The 14,574-nt window shown below is 56.5% G+C and carries 11 protein-coding genes; all 11 read left to right on the top strand.

The annotated features are described in order from the left end of the window. Positions 1-400 precede the first annotated feature (400 nt). The 11 genes from nac (at position 401) to NYE92_RS06130 (ending at position 14,573) form a co-directional block, all read left to right on the top strand. A complete protein-coding gene (nac, locus tag NYE92_RS06180) occupies positions 401-1,318 on the top strand; it encodes a nitrogen assimilation transcriptional regulator NAC (RefSeq protein ID WP_013026297.1) in 918 nt (305 codons plus the stop codon). A gap of 210 nt (positions 1,319-1,528) precedes the next feature. Next, positions 1,529-2,488: an HTH-type transcriptional regulator Cbl gene (gene cbl, locus NYE92_RS06175; protein ID WP_013026296.1), complete on the top strand. Its 960-nt coding sequence runs from the start codon at positions 1,529-1,531 to the stop codon at positions 2,486-2,488. Between the two features lie 151 nt (positions 2,489-2,639). Continuing rightward, positions 2,640-4,097 (top strand): NAD-dependent succinate-semialdehyde dehydrogenase, encoded by a 1,458-nt coding sequence (locus tag NYE92_RS06170; RefSeq protein ID WP_259018746.1) that lies wholly within the window; start codon positions 2,640-2,642, stop codon positions 4,095-4,097. A gap of 354 nt (positions 4,098-4,451) precedes the next feature. After that, positions 4,452-5,921, top strand: a complete 1,470-nt coding sequence (locus tag NYE92_RS06165; protein ID WP_014605498.1) for an aldehyde dehydrogenase — start codon at positions 4,452-4,454, stop codon at positions 5,919-5,921. Between the two features lie 32 nt (positions 5,922-5,953). Further along, positions 5,954-6,622, top strand: a complete 669-nt coding sequence (locus NYE92_RS06160; RefSeq protein ID WP_013026293.1) for a haloacid dehalogenase type II — start codon at positions 5,954-5,956, stop codon at positions 6,620-6,622. A gap of 10 nt (positions 6,623-6,632) precedes the next feature. Beyond that, positions 6,633-7,910 (top strand): FAD-binding oxidoreductase, encoded by a 1,278-nt coding sequence (locus tag NYE92_RS06155; RefSeq protein ID WP_014605499.1) that lies wholly within the window; start codon positions 6,633-6,635, stop codon positions 7,908-7,910. Positions 7,911-8,055: 145 nt separating this feature from the next. Continuing rightward, entirely contained in the window at positions 8,056-9,663 is a 1,608-nt protein-coding gene (locus NYE92_RS06150) for an ABC transporter substrate-binding protein (protein ID WP_014605500.1), read from the top strand. Between the two features lie 26 nt (positions 9,664-9,689). Further along, on the top strand, positions 9,690-10,643 hold the full coding sequence (locus NYE92_RS06145; protein WP_014594019.1) for an ABC transporter permease: 954 nt from the start codon (positions 9,690-9,692) through the stop codon (positions 10,641-10,643). Continuing rightward, the gene (locus NYE92_RS06140; RefSeq protein ID WP_014605501.1) at positions 10,643-11,491 is read left to right on the top strand and encodes an ABC transporter permease; all 849 of its coding nucleotides are present in this window, start codon (positions 10,643-10,645) and stop codon (positions 11,489-11,491) included. The genes NYE92_RS06145 and NYE92_RS06140 overlap by 1 nt, the downstream gene beginning before the upstream one ends. Next, the gene (locus NYE92_RS06135; protein WP_014605502.1) at positions 11,488-13,152 is read left to right on the top strand and encodes an ABC transporter ATP-binding protein; all 1,665 of its coding nucleotides are present in this window, start codon (positions 11,488-11,490) and stop codon (positions 13,150-13,152) included. The genes NYE92_RS06140 and NYE92_RS06135 overlap by 4 nt, the downstream gene beginning before the upstream one ends. A gap of 89 nt (positions 13,153-13,241) precedes the next feature. After that, complete coding sequence (locus NYE92_RS06130) at positions 13,242-14,573, top strand: FAD-binding oxidoreductase (RefSeq protein WP_014605503.1); 1,332 nt, start codon at positions 13,242-13,244, stop codon at positions 14,571-14,573. The last annotated feature ends 1 nt before the right edge of the window (position 14,574 follow it).

Raw genomic sequence — 14,574 nt, 5'->3', positions numbered from 1 at the left:
GCAGCCACGCAGCCACGCAGCCACGCAGCCACGCAGCCACGCAGCCACGCAGCAACCTAGCAACGCATCTCACTCTCTTTCTGCTTTTTCTCCTGCATAACCGGGCCGGACGCTGGCACGTCGATAACCTTTGCTGGCACAGGGCCGACGCTGCACGCTGGTTTGACATGTTTCGCACTGTTGCGGTGCAGCTCACCCTGTGTTGCCGCCTGAATGCGGCGGTGCTCCCCGACTTACCTCTTTGGAGGTACAGAGAAACGCTGTTTATTCTGATGCTTAGCAATTATTTCCCGACATGTTTCGCGATCTGAATAAACCTGGTCTGCATATTGCAATTCATCTGTATACAGGCTGGTTGATACGGATCAGCCAGAAACCTTGACGTAGCAACGGAGGCAAGATGAATTTAAGACGGCTGAAATACTTTGTGAAAATCGTCGATATCGGTAGCCTGACGCGGGCAGCAGAAGTGCTGCATATTGCCCAGCCTGCGTTAAGCCAGCAGGTTGCTACGCTTGAAGGTGAGCTGGAGCAGCAGCTTCTGAATCGCACCAAACGCGGCGTAACACCTACGGAAGCCGGAAAATTACTCTACAGCCATGCGCGCGTTATTCTGCGACAGTGTGAGCTGGCACAGTCAGCGGTGATGAATGCCGGTGAAGTGGTGAAAGGGCAGGTTTCCATTGGACTGGCTCCCGGAACGGCCGCCTCCTCGCTGACGATGCCATTGCTGCAAACGGTACGGGAACAGTATCCGGATATCATTGTTTATCTGCATGAAAACAGCAGCAGCGCCCTGAATGAAAACATTATTAGCGGGCAGCTGGATATGGCCGTGCTGTATGACCGTGCGCCGACGGCAGGGATCAACAGTCTACCGCTGCTCAAAGAAGATCTGTATCTGGTCGGCACCACCGCCTGTCCGGGTACCAATGTGGATCTGGCTGAAGTGGCACAGATGAGCCTGTTTTTGCCACGCGATTACAGTGCCGTGCGTCAGCGCGTTGACGAGGCATTTTCACTGCGCCGCCTGAGTGCGCGTATTATTGGTGAAATAGAGTCGCTTTCCACGCTGACCGCCGCGATATCCAGCGGGATGGGCGTCACCGTATTGCCGGAATCCGCCGCCCGGGCGCTGGTGGGTTCCACCCAGGCATGGATGGCGCGTATTACCAGCCCGACGATCAGCCTGCCGTTATCGCTCAACCTTTCACATCGGTTACCTTTATCGCCCCCGGCGCAGGCCGTTAAAAATATCCTGCTGTCGCTGCTGAACAAACCGCTGACGGAAAAACGGGAACTCACCCTGGTCAGCTAGAACGCCTGTCCTGACCCACTTTCTCTGAAGCAGGGCGCGTAGATATCGCGCCGCTGCCCTTTCTGTGACTGTCCATCAGGATGCAGCTCAACGTCTCCCGCCCTGTTCTATATGCTTCAAATGCATAAATAAAACTTTTTTAGTATTTCCAGTTATCGAAAATCCTTTTTACCCTCTGTTTATCGGATTGTGTAAAGAGAGGTAAATAGTGTGAATTTCCAGCAACTTAAAATTATCCGCGAAGCGGCACGACGGGAGTTCAACCTTACAGAGGTCGCAAGCACGCTATTTACCTCGCAATCGGGCGTCAGCCGCCATATTCGCGATCTGGAAGATGAGCTTGGGGTTGAAATCTTTATCCGGCGCGGCAAGCGGCTGCTTGGCATGACAGAGCCCGGGAAAGCGCTATTAACCATTGCGGAGCGCATTTTGGACGAAGCCGGTAAAGTCCGCCGTCTGGCTGACGTGTTTACCAATGAATCCAGCGGTATCCTTTCCATCGCCACCACGCATACGCAGGCGCGTTACAGTCTGCCGCCCGTCATCAAGGCGTTTCGCCAGCTTTATCCCAACGTCAGACTTGAACTGAACCAGGGCTCGCCGCAGGAAATTGTGAACATGCTGCTGGCAGGCGAGGTGGATGTCGGAATTGCCAGTGAGATGCTGGTGAATAACAGCAGCCTGGCGGCGTTTCCGTGGTTTAGCTGGCATCATGCCCTGCTGGTGCCGCACGATCACGAGCTGGTGCAGCAACAGCCGGTATCGCTCAATGCGCTCAGTCACCATCCGCTCATTACTTATCGCCAGGGGATTACCGGGCGTTCACGTGTGGACCGGGCCTTCCAGGGGGCAGGCTTAAAGCCGGACATCGTGCTCAGCGCACAGGATTCCGATGTGGTGAAAACCTATGTCAAACTTGGCCTTGGTGTCGGTATTCTGGCCGATCAGGCCTGTGAAACCGAACCGGGCGGTGAGCTGGTCAGGCTGGATGCCACGCATCTGTTTGAGGCTAACACCGTGTGGCTGGGGCTGAAACGGGGCCAACTGCAGCGCAACTATGTCTGGCAATTTCTGGAGCTGTGCAACGCCAACTTATCGCTTGAAGAGATTAAAGAGCAGGCACTGTCCTCCGCGGGTGACGATGAGCCGGTTATCGATTTTCAGATTTAGCGACCCTGAACATCCAGCGCCCTGGCGCAACGGCATAAAATTTTTTTTCTGCCGTAAATCTTCACAGCGAACGCTTTCTGGCCGGCAATAACAACATCCTGCGCTTCTCCCCTCCCGATAAAGTGGAAAGATCTGAACAAGGGGGGATGCGATGTCACGTATACAACTAAAAGATCACACGCTGTTGCGTCAGCAGGCGCTGTTTGCGGGTCAATGGCAGAACGGTTATCAGGGCGAAACGCTGCCGGTTATCGATCCGGCAACCCGTGAGACGCTGGCGACAGTTCCGGCGCTGGGGCGGAAGGAAACCGAGGCGGCGATCGATCATGCGGAGTCGGTACGCCATGACTGGGCCAAAACACCCAATGCCACACGCGCCGCACTGCTGGAAAAGTGGTATCAGTTGATTGTCGATAACGCCGACGATCTTGCCATCATCATGACGGCCGAGCAGGGCAAACCGCTGGCGGAAGCCAGAAGCGAAGTCTTGTACGGCGCCAGTTTCGTTAAGTGGTTTGCCGAAGAGGCGCGTCGCATTTACGGCGATACCATTCCCGCGCCCACGTCCGACCGCAGAATCATCGTGTTAAAACAGCCGGTCGGCGTAGCGGCAGCCATTACGCCGTGGAATTTTCCCATTGCTATGATTACCCGCAAGGTGGCGCCTGCGCTGGCGGCGGGTTGTCCGATTATCGTTAAACCTTCTGATCTGACGCCGCTGTCTGCCCTGGCGCTGGCGGTTCTGGCAGAGCGCGCCGGCTTTCCGTCCGGTGTTTTGCAGGTGGTCACCGGTATGCCGACGGAAATTGGCGCCGCCCTGACTGAAAGCCGCCTGGTGCGTAAAATTTCATTCACCGGCTCAACCCGTGTGGGTCAGTTACTGATGAAACAATGTGCCGACAGCGTAAAACGGTTGAGTCTGGAACTGGGCGGCAACGCGCCGCTAATCGTTTTCGATGACGCCGATATTGAGATCGCGGTGGCTGGCGTCATGACCAGCAAATTCCGTAACGCCGGGCAAACCTGTGTCTGCGCCAACCGGATTCTGGTACAGCGCAACATCTATGAACGCTTTTCCGCCCGCTTACTGGAAGCCGTGGCCACCCTCAAGGTGGGCGACGGATTTGCGGCCGGTAGCACCCTCGGGCCCCTGATCAATACCGCCGCGGTTGAAAAGGTCAATGCACATATCGACGATGCCTTACAGAAAGGGGCGACGCTGTTAACGGGCGGCATCAGCAGCGGAGCGGGAACCTGGGTTCAGCCTACCGTTCTGGGGCAGGTGACGAGTGAGATGCGCATTGCGCAGGAAGAGACCTTTGGCCCGGTGGCACCACTGTTTGTGTTTGACGATGAGGCGCAGGCATTGGCGATGGCGAACGACACGCCTTATGGCCTGGGCGCGTATTTCTTTACGGAGAATATTCGACGCGCCTGGCGGGTAGCGGAAGCGCTGGAATTTGGCATGGTAGGATTTAATACGGGCGTAATCTCTTTAGAAGTGGCGCCCTTTGGCGGCGTTAAATTATCGGGAATCGGTCGTGAAGGTTCACGTTACGGAATTGATGAATATCTGGAACAAAAAACATTCCATCTCGGCAGTTTGTAATTTAAGACGTAATACCTGAATTCAGGCGCCAGCATAATCGTTATGCTGGCGCTTTTTTTTGTGCATCAGATCTGGTTTTTGCGCCTTTTCTCCTTTTTAGTGCAAGTTTCATGCGCAATGCACCAAAGCAAGGCGGGTTTTTTGTGAGGTAAATCATCTGTTTAACGCTTCGGCAATTCCGCAATAAATCCGTCATTAATACGGCAGAAAAATTTTTTTGCGTCGTTTTAAACGCATTTTTATTTTTTTAACGGCTGGCATACTTTCTGCATTACCTAATTACTTATTCAGAAAAGCATTGCCGAAATTTAACCAATCCAGAGTGTGATGGGTGTAACAAATAAGGATTCTTCCATGTTGAGTTTCGACCCGGAAAGCGTGCCACTCCCGTTAGGCCATTATATCGGCGGGAAACATGTGCAAACACAAGGCGAATCTTTTGCCGTTAAACGCCCCTCAGATGGTCGTGTTTTTGCCACCCTGCATGAAGCCCAGGCGGACGATGTTGATCGTGCCGTGATGACGGCGCATCAGGCATTAAAAACCAGCGGCTGGTCAGGTTGTTCCCCCCGTGAACGCGGTCGGGTTTTGCGCCGCTGGGCGGACTTAATCGAACAGGATCTGCTGCTGGCCCAGCTTGAAGCACTTGGCTCAACGCGTCCGATCGCCGACGTGGTGCAGCATGAAATTCCCTTCACCGCCGAAGCCATTCGTTTCTATGCCGAATGTGCTGACAAATACAGCGGTGACCTGTTTCCCACGCGGGATAGCAGCCTGGGAATGCTGATTGCCGAACCCTATGGCGTGATCGGGGCGATTACGCCCTGGAATTTCCCCCTGTCGATGGCCTCGTGGAAATGCGGGCCGGCCCTGGCGGCAGGAAATGCGGTGGTGCTGAAACCCTCTGAACTCACGCCGCTTTCTACCGTGCGCATGGCAGAGCTGGCGGTTCAGGCTGGTTTACCCGCAGGCATCCTGAATATCGTGCAGGGCAGCGGGGCGGTAACGGGCAGCGCGCTCGTCAGACATCCGCGCGTGCGCAAAGTGTCTTTCACCGGTTCCACCCTGACCGGCGCGCGCATCATGAGCGATGCCGCACAGTTTGGCATGAAGCCCGTTACGCTGGAGCTGGGCGGTAAAAGCCCCCAACTGGTTTTCGATGATGCAGGGGATATTGAGGTGCTGGCGCAGCGTATTCTGCGCGGCTTCACCGCAAATGGCGGCCAGGCCTGCGTTGCGGGTACGCGCTTAATCGTGCAGCGCGGCATTGCCGATGCGCTGACGGAACGGCTGGCGGCGTTATGTCGTGAGGCCAGGCCAGGCGTTACATGGCAGGACACCTCGCGTTATGCACCGCTGATTGATGCGCGCCAGGGCAATAAAGTGCGTTCGGTCATTGAAGATGCCAAAGCGCAGGGCGCTGAGGTGCTGGTGGGCGGCGAACGCTTCGCGGATACCGATGAGGGCTGGTTCTGGCAACCCACGCTGTTAAGCCAGGTGAAGCAGGATAATCCGGCGGTACAGCAGGAAATTTTTGGTCCGGTACTGACCATTCAGACCTTCGACGATGAAGAGCAGGGGCTGGCGCTGGCAGCACATGATACGTACGGCCTGTGTGCCGGTGTGCATACGCTGAGCCTGCCACGGGCCATGCGGGCGATACGGGCGATTGACGCCGGTACAGTGTGGGTCAATCGCTATGGACGCTCCGGCGATTTCATCATTCCAACCGGCGGTTTTCTGGGCTCGGGTATTGGTAAAGATTTGGGACGCCAGGCGTTCCAGGCCTGCCAGCGCCAGAAAAGCGTACTTATCGATTTTTAAGCACCACACCTGACAATAACGAGGTTAATTCCATGGCACTGTTTAAACCCAAATTCATCACTTTTGATTGTTACGGCACGCTGATCTTTTTTGATATGGCAGGTGCAGCAAAGCGCTGTTTTGCGGAGCGGGTGGACGCGAATGCCATGGATGCCTTTGTCGCTGACTTTTCGGGCTATCGTCTGGATGAGGTGCTGGGTGCCTGGAAGCCTTACTACGACGTGGTCAGCAATGCGATTCAGCGCACCTGTAAAAAATGGGGCGTGAAATGGGAGCAGGCAGACAGTGATTTTATCTACACCGACTGCGCCACCTGGGGACCGCATCCGGATGTGCCCGCCGGATTAGCCAAAGTGGCGAAAGAATTTCCGCTGGTGCTGCTGACCAACTCGATGAACGACCTGATTCCGCATCACATTCCTCGTCTTGGCGCGCCTGTGCATATGGCGATTACGGCGGAAGAGGCCGGTGCCTATAAACCGCAGATGAAAGGCTTTGAATACATGCTGGAAAAACTGGACTGCCGTCCGGACGAAATTCTGCATGTGTCATCCAGTTTCCGTTATGACCTGATGACCGCGCACGACCTGGGCATTAAGCATAAGGTCTGGGTCAATCGCGGGCATGAACCGGCCAATCCCTATTATCAATACACCGAAATTAAAGATATTGGCGGCCTGCCTGGCGTCGTCGGTCTTTGAGGACACCGTCATGAAACTGGAATCGTACTGGCAAGCCACCGCCCCGTCGTTCAGCGCCGCCGCTAAAGCCCCCTTACCTGCACAGGCCGATGTGGTCGTGATTGGGGCGGGTTTTACCGGTGTGTCCGCAGCGCTGACGCTGGCGCGTAGCGGAATTAATGTGGTGGTGCTGGACAGCGGAGAGGTGATGAGTCAGGCCTCGTCACGCAACGGCGGCCATTGCAACACCGGCGTGGCGCAAAACTTTGCCTCGCTGGTTGGCAGCCACGGACTTGACCAGGCCAGTCGCTTCTACAAGGCATTTGACGATGCGGTGACCTATGTTGAGCAGTTAATTAAACAAGAGCAGATCGACTGCGATTTTCGTCTGTGCGGCAAGCTCAAACTGGCCAGCAAGGCATCCCACTTCTCCGGCCTGCAGGACGCCTGGACACTGATGCGCCGCACCGTGGATCCTGATATCCAGTTACTGAGCAAAGATGAGGTTCAGCGGGAAATTGGCGGTGGCGACTTTCATGGTGGACTCTTGCAACAGCATGGCGGCCAGATGCACATGGGCAAGTTTGGTGTGGGCCTGGCCGAAGCTGCGGTGCGCAGTGGCGCAAAAATCTATACCCATCATCACGTCACTCAGCTGGTACGGCTCGACGGCTATCGTCACCGGGTGGTCACCAGCCAGGGCGAAATCCTGGCCGACAAAGTGCTGATGGCAACCGGCTGCTCCAGCGAAGGCCCGTTCCCGTGGTTTCAGCGTCGTATTGTGCCGGTGGGCAGTTTTATTGTCGTCACTGAGCCACTGGATAACGCGCTGCTTCATGCGCTGCTGCCCGAAAACCGCAACTACGTGACCTCGATGAACATCGGTAACTACTTCCGTACCACGGCGGATAGCCGTCTGGTGTTTGGCGGCAGGGCGCGCTTCGCCATCAGCAATCCGACGTCGGATTCACGCAGCGGCGACATCCTGCATGCGGCAATGGCGAAAATGTTCCCCCAACTGGCTAACACGAAGATCGACTACTGCTGGGGCGGCATGGTGGATATGAGTGCCGATCGTCTGCCACATGCCGGTGAACAGGACGGGGTGTTTTATTCGCTGGGTTACAGCGGGCATGGCACGCAGATGTCGGTATGGATGGGCCGGGTGATGGCCGATCTGATAAGTGAGAAATCTCGCGATAACCCCTGGCAGCGCGAGGCATGGCCTGCACTGCCGGGCTATCACGGAAAACCGTGGTTTTTGCCGCTCGCCGGGCTCTACTACAAAGCAAAGGATCGCCTTTCATAAATTCACACTGTTTTTCAGGCCGCTCTGGGCGCGCAGTGAATGACGACTCGCCAGCCCGGCAGCGGAACGGCCAGCCAGTATGCGCCGTCTGAATGACGCAGGGGATGTTTCCATGTTCTCTCGAACACGTAATGAGGGTGTACAGATGAGTAAAATTGATAATAAAGAATCTGACGTAACCAATCCTGCTCTGACGCGGATGATCACGGAGGGCACGCTGTCCCGTCGCAGTTTAATGAAGCTGCTTTCCGCCGGTGCGGTGATGAGCACCGGACTGATCGGCTTTCCCGGCATGGCGCTGGCAGAAAGCAAACCGGTTCAGGGCGGAAAAATACGTGTCGGCATGTCTAACGCGTCTGCGACTGATACGCTTGATCCGGCAAAAGGTAGCAACAGCGCCGACTACACGCGCCAGTTTATGTTTTACAGCTGTCTGACAGAGGTCGACAAGTCAATGTCGGTTAAGCCCGGCCTGGCAGAGTCGGTGGATTCGGACGACGGTATCACCTGGAGCATCAAACTGCGCAAAGGCGTCACGTTCCACGACGGTAAGCCCTTTACCGCGAAAGACGTGATTTTCTCGCTTAACCGCCATAAAGATCCCGCCGTGGCCTCAAGTGCATTCAAGCTTGCCGAACAGTTCAAGACCCTTACAGCTGTCAACGACAATGAAGTTCAGCTTGTTCTCGTGGCACCCAACTTTGACCTTCCTTACATGCTGACGACATCTCCCTTCCTGATCGTTCAGGATGGCACCAAAGATTTCAGCAAAGGGATTGGCACCGGCCCCTTCGTGTGCAAAAGCTTTACGCCCGGGGTCAATACCGTGGGCACCAAAAACCCGAACTACTTTAAACCGGGGCTACCGCATCTGGATGAAGTGGAACTGCTGGGTGTGACCGATCAGGCCGCCCGCGTCAACGCGCTGCTGTCGGGCGATATCCAGGTGGCCTCGGGCCTGAAAGCGCCGGACAGTATGCGCATCAGCCGTACGCCGGATCATGCAGTGCTTGAAACCAAAGGTGGCATGTACACCAACCTGATTATCCGCACCGATATCAAACCCGGCAGCAACCCGGATTTCGTGCTGGCGATGAAATATCTGCAGCCCAGAGAAATCATCGTGAAAACCGTGCTGCAGGGCTTTGGCGACGTGAGTAATGACACGCCGGTTCCACCCTGGCATCCGCTGTTTAACGCCGACCTTAAACCGCGTCCGCTCGATCCCGAAAAAGCCAAATTTTATATCAACAAAGCGGGCATGACCGGGCAGACCATTGAGATTGTGACCTCTCCGCCGCTGGAAGGCGCAACGGAAGGGGCACAGCTGATTCAGCAGGTAGGACGCAATGCAGGCCTGAACGTCAACGTGCGTCGCGTGCCTTATGAAGGCTACTGGGGCACCCACTGGATGAAAGATCCGGTGGGCTACGGCTCGATCAACCCGCGCCCAACGCTCGATATGCTGTTCTCACAGTTCTACCTGTCAAGCTCATCCACCAACGAGAGCGGCTGGAAAAACCCTCAGTTCGATCAGTTGGTGATTGCGGCACGTGGCGAACGTGATAAAGCCAAACGCAAGCAGATGTACGGCGATATGCAAACCCTGATCTATGACCACTGCGGTACGCTCATCCCGGCATTTATCAGTTCCATGGACGGTTACAGCAAGAAGGTTAACGGACTTGAAGCCTGGCCATCGGGCATGCTGATGGGCTATCGCTTCCATGAGTTCGCCTGGCTTTCAGCCTGATAATCGTCTGAAGAAGGAGTTCGCCGATGAACCGATACATGATGTTCCTGATTGCCCGGCGCATTGGCGCTGGCATCCTGACCTTGCTTATCGTCTCGGCGGTGGTGTTTTTTATCACCAGCCTGCTGCCGGGCGATGCGGCGCAAATGATCCTGGGGCAAAACGCCACGCCGGAAACCGTGGCGGCCCTGCGCCAGCAGTTGGGCTTAGATCAGCCCCTGCTGGTGCGCTATTTCACTTGGCTTGGCGGTATGCTGACAGGGAATTTTGGCACCTCATTTGCCAGTCATCTGCCGGTAGCACAGCTGGTGGCGCAGCGCTTGCCTGCCACCTTTGAACTGGCTGCCACCACCACGGCAATTTGTGTCCCGCTGGCGCTGATTATTGGCATCGCGGCGGCCATGAATCGTGGCTCAAAACTCGATCGTGCCCTGGTGATTGGCACCATGGCAACGGTTGCGGTACCGGAGTTTCTGGTTGCAACCGTCGCGGTCCTGATTTTTGCGGTGAAGCTGCACTGGGTTTCGGCCATGTCGCTGGGCAGCCCCAATATGGACTTCGCCAGCTACCTTAAAGCCTATGCGCTGCCGGTGATGACGTTATGCTGCGGCCTGGTGGCACAAATGGCGCGCATGACCCGCGCGGCCATTATTAACCAGCTCGACAGCCCTTATCTGGAAATGGCCTTGCTGAAAGGCGTTTCCCCGATGCGGGCGGTGCTCCGTCATGCCTTACCGAATGCCGTTGGCCCTATCGCTAACGCCATTTCCCTCAGTCTTTCTTACCTGTTTGGTGGGGTCATCATTATCGAAACCATCTTCAGCTATCCCGGCCTGGCCAGTCAGATGGTCGATGCGGTCAGCAACCGCGATCTGCCGGTAGTTCAACTCTGTGTGATGTTGTTTGCCAGCTGCTATCTGCTTCTGCTGCTGGCGGCCGATATCCTGACTATCGCCTTTAACCCGAAATGGAGGAGCTGATGAAAATATTGCTTCCCTGGCGCATTTTTCAGTCACTGTCTTTATCGGGCCAGTTAGGCCTGGTGGTGACCTTGTTCTGGCTGATTATCGCGCTCTTCGGCACCTGGTGGGCGCCCCATAATCTCGACGACATTGGTGCGGGCCCGTTAATGGGGGGATTTACGCATGAAAACCTGCTGGGTACGGATTACCTGGGGCGGGATATGCTCAGCCGCATTATGTACGGGGCGAAATTTTCCCTTGGCCTGGCGCTGGGCGCTGCGGTGCTGGCCAGCCTGATTGGCACCCTGCTGGCGCTGTTAGCGGCGGTGACCGGGCGCTGGCTGGAAGAGCTGCTGGGCCGTATCAACGACGCCATGCTGGTGTTACCGGGGAAAATCCTGGCGCTGATGATCGTGGCAGTGTTCGGATCTTCATTGCCGATGCTGCTGATTACCGCGGTATTCACCTACTGGCCTGGCGCATTTCGTATCGCCTTTGCCCTGGCCAGCAACTTGCGCAATATGGACTATGTCCGCGCCTCCCGCCTGCGGGGAGAAAGCCGCTGGTACATCGCCATCCACGATATTCTGCCCAATATGGTGCACCCGGTCCTGGCCGATTTTGGCCTGCGTTTTGTGTATATCGTTTTACTGCTGAGCGGGCTGAGCTTCCTTGGCTTGGGCGTTCAGCCACCTTATGCCGACTGGGGAACATTAGTGCGTGAAAATATTCAGGGGCTGTTTGATGGTTCACCCGCCGTGTTGATGCCCGCGGTGGCCATTGCCAGCCTGACCATCGCCGTTAACCTGTTTATTGACAGCTTGCAAAGCATGCGTCCGTTGACGCTGGCAAAGGAGGGGGCATGAACGTGACGCAACATACGGCAATGCCTGTGATATCTGTCGATAACCTGCGCGTAACGGCGCATAACGACAACGGGGATGAGCTGGATATCGTGTCCGATATTCGCTTCACGGTGCAAAAGGGCGAAGTGCTGGCGCTGATTGGCGAATCCGGCTCGGGTAAAACCACCATTGCGATGGCGCTCATGGGCTATGCACGCCACGGCTGTAAAATAGCCGAGGGCAATATTCATGTTGCGGGGACCAACATCATGAATCTTACCCCCGCACAGTTGCGTGTTTTTCGCGGCAACAAAGTCGCCTACATTGCCCAGAGTGCGGCTGCCTCTTTTAACCCCGGCATGAAAATTATCGATCAGGTCATTGAACCGGTCGTGATTCACGGCACAATGACGCGCAAGGCGGCGAAGGCCAAAGCGCTGGCGTTGTTTCGTGAGCTGGCGTTACCCAACCCGGATACGATTGGCGATCGCTTCCCCCATCAGGTCTCGGGCGGGCAGTTACAGCGTTTGATGACGGCGATGGCGCTGATCAGCGATCCGGACGTGGTGATTCTGGATGAACCCACGACGGCGCTGGATGTCACCACCCAGGTTGAAGTGTTGAAAGCCTTTCGTCGGGTGGTCAAACAGCGCGGCGTAACGGCAATTTATGTCAGTCATGACCTGGCCGTGGTGGCACAAATGGCCGATCGCATCCTTGTTCTGCTGCAAGGTAAAATCGCTGAGTACGGCACCACTGCGCACCTGATTGGCGCGCCGCAAGCGGACTATACGCGCCTGTTGATGGATGCGGCTCAGCAGAAAGAGCGCCCCAGCCACTGGTGCCCGGCGAAAGCCGGTGAACTGCCGCTACTGGAAGTGCGCGATCTGTCTGCCGGTTACGGCCCGAAAGGCAGCGATGGCTTACCCAAAGTGCGCATCCTGGAAAACATCAATCTGACGCTCTGGAAAGGTCAGGCCATCGGCATTATTGGTGAATCCGGCTCGGGCAAAACCACCCTGGCTCACGCTATCGCTGGCCTCAATCCGGCCTGCCAGGGGCAAATCTTGTTTAATGGCTACACGGTGGCCGATCAGATGCAAAAGCGCACGGATAACGAGCTGCGCCGTATTCAGTATGTTTTCCAGATGGCGGATACGGCGCTCAATCCGGCGCACAGTGTGGAGCGGATTCTGTCTCGTCCCCTGACGCTGTTTCATAGTCTGAGCGGCATCGCCCGGCAGAACCGGCTGTATCAACTTCTGGATCTGGTGAAGTTGCCGCGCACGGTACTCTCGCGCCGTCCCTGGTCGTTGTCCGGTGGGCAAAAGCAGCGTGTGAATCTGGCACGTGCCCTGGCGGCAGAACCGGATGTCATTCTCTGTGATGAGGTGACCTCGGCGCTCGATACCGTAGTGGCCTCGGCGGTGCTGGATCTGATCAGTGAACTGCGCCGTGAGCTGGGATTGTCGGTAATGTTTATCAGCCACGATATGCACGCCGTGCGTGCCGTGTGTGACGAGATCGTTGTGATGCGCAATGGCGCTATCGTGACCCAGCTGGCACGCGGTAACTACGATCAACCGACCAGTGAGCTCTATTTCGAACGCCTGAAACGTGCGGTTCCTGAGCTACGTCAGGGCTGGCTGGACGAGCATGAAGAGATTCTGAAAGCCGAATAACCGGCACCGCCATTTTGGCAAGCAAAACTCATTTTGGGGCAGCTGAACCAGGGTCATTCTGCCCCAATACACGACGAGGTTGTGACGTCATGCCTGCACCGATTCGTTATGTACAGGACAGCCCGGACTTCCCGGATGCCGCTGATGTGGTGGTGATTGGTGCCGGTATCGCCGGTGCCGCTGCCACCTGGTATCTGGCAAAGCAGGGCCTGAAGGTGGTGCTGATTGAGAAGGGCCTGGTCGGGGCTGAACAATCCAGTCGCAACTGGGGCTGGTGCCGTCAGCAGAATCGCGATGAACGTGAACTGCCGCTGGTGATTGAAGCCTTACGAGGCTGGGAAGAACTCAGTGTGGAAACCGGTGAAGAGCTGGGTTTTCGCCGCAGCGGACTGGTTTACGCCACCCGCAATGAAGCGGACATCGCCGCCTGGGATACATGGGGCCAGATGGCCAAACAGTATGGCGTACGCAGCGACATATTAAATGCGCAGCAGGCGAAAGCCCTGACGCCGGGCAGCACTACAAACTGGCTGGGCGGCGTTTCGGCCCCCACCGACGGTGCAGCAGAGCCCAGACTGGCCGCGCCGGGTATAGTGATTGGCGCACAGAAAAAAGGGGCGCTGGTGTTTCAGCAATGTGCGGTGCGCGGGCTGGATATTTCAGCAGGACGCGTCAGCGGCGTGATAACCGAACGGGGAGTCGTCAAAGCCCCCCGCGTGATCTGCGCAGCGGGTGCATGGACGTCGATGTTTTGCCGTCGGCACGGCATCGATCTGCCGCTGGGGAATGTGATTGGCACCGCCTTTCGGACTCAGCCCATCGAGCAGGCCATTGCCGTTCCTTTTTATACCGAAAGCTTCGCCTGTCGGCCGCAGCTGGATGGCAGCTATACCGTTTCCGTATCGGGCCGTGGACGGCTGGAGCCCGGTGCTCAGGGCTTGCGATATCTGCGTCAGTTTTATCCCACGTTCAAAAGTCGTCGTAAAAATCTTACCCTGAATCTGGGGGTGAAGCCGTTCTTTCACGGCCCTGAGGCAATGGGGCGCTGGGATCTGGATGCCGTTTCGCCTTTCGAGCGGATGCGTATTCTGGATCCGGCTGCCGATGCCTGGGTCGTGGAAAGCGGACTGGCCGCCATGCGCCGCGAATTTCCTGCCCTGGCGAATCTCAAAGTCGCCCAGGCCTGGGGGGGAATGATTGACAGTACGCCGGATGCTATTCCGGTTATTTCAACGGTGGCAAAACTGCCTGGCCTGGTGCTGTCGGCGGGGTTCAGCGCACACGGTTTTGGTATTGGCCCCGGCGCGGGCCGCCTCGCCGCTGAACTGGCGACGGACGCGACGCCGGTGGTGGATCCCACCCCGTATCGTTACAGCCGTTTTATTGACGGCAGCGGACTTGATGCACCTGGCATGATGTAAG

Source organism: Pantoea sp. B566 (assembly GCF_024793925.1).
Taxonomy (GTDB): Bacteria; Pseudomonadota; Gammaproteobacteria; order Enterobacterales; family Enterobacteriaceae; genus Pantoea; species Pantoea ananatis.
Note: the sequence above shows the minus strand (reverse complement) of the source record. Positions and strands in the feature narration are given on the sequence as shown.

Coding starts and splice junctions, on each gene's coding strand:
- nac (WP_013026297.1), top strand. CDS start 401: ATGAATTTAAGACGGCTGAAATACTTTGTGAAAATCGTCGATATCGGT.
- NYE92_RS06170 (WP_259018746.1), top strand. CDS start 2,640: ATGTCACGTATACAACTAAAAGATCACACGCTGTTGCGTCAGCAGGCG.
- NYE92_RS06165 (WP_014605498.1), top strand. CDS start 4,452: ATGTTGAGTTTCGACCCGGAAAGCGTGCCACTCCCGTTAGGCCATTAT.
- NYE92_RS06160 (WP_013026293.1), top strand. CDS start 5,954: ATGGCACTGTTTAAACCCAAATTCATCACTTTTGATTGTTACGGCACG.
- NYE92_RS06155 (WP_014605499.1), top strand. CDS start 6,633: ATGAAACTGGAATCGTACTGGCAAGCCACCGCCCCGTCGTTCAGCGCC.
- NYE92_RS06150 (WP_014605500.1), top strand. CDS start 8,056: ATGAGTAAAATTGATAATAAAGAATCTGACGTAACCAATCCTGCTCTG.
- NYE92_RS06145 (WP_014594019.1), top strand. CDS start 9,690: ATGAACCGATACATGATGTTCCTGATTGCCCGGCGCATTGGCGCTGGC.
- NYE92_RS06140 (WP_014605501.1), top strand. CDS start 10,643: ATGAAAATATTGCTTCCCTGGCGCATTTTTCAGTCACTGTCTTTATCG.
- NYE92_RS06135 (WP_014605502.1), top strand. CDS start 11,488: ATGAACGTGACGCAACATACGGCAATGCCTGTGATATCTGTCGATAAC.
- NYE92_RS06130 (WP_014605503.1), top strand. CDS start 13,242: ATGCCTGCACCGATTCGTTATGTACAGGACAGCCCGGACTTCCCGGAT.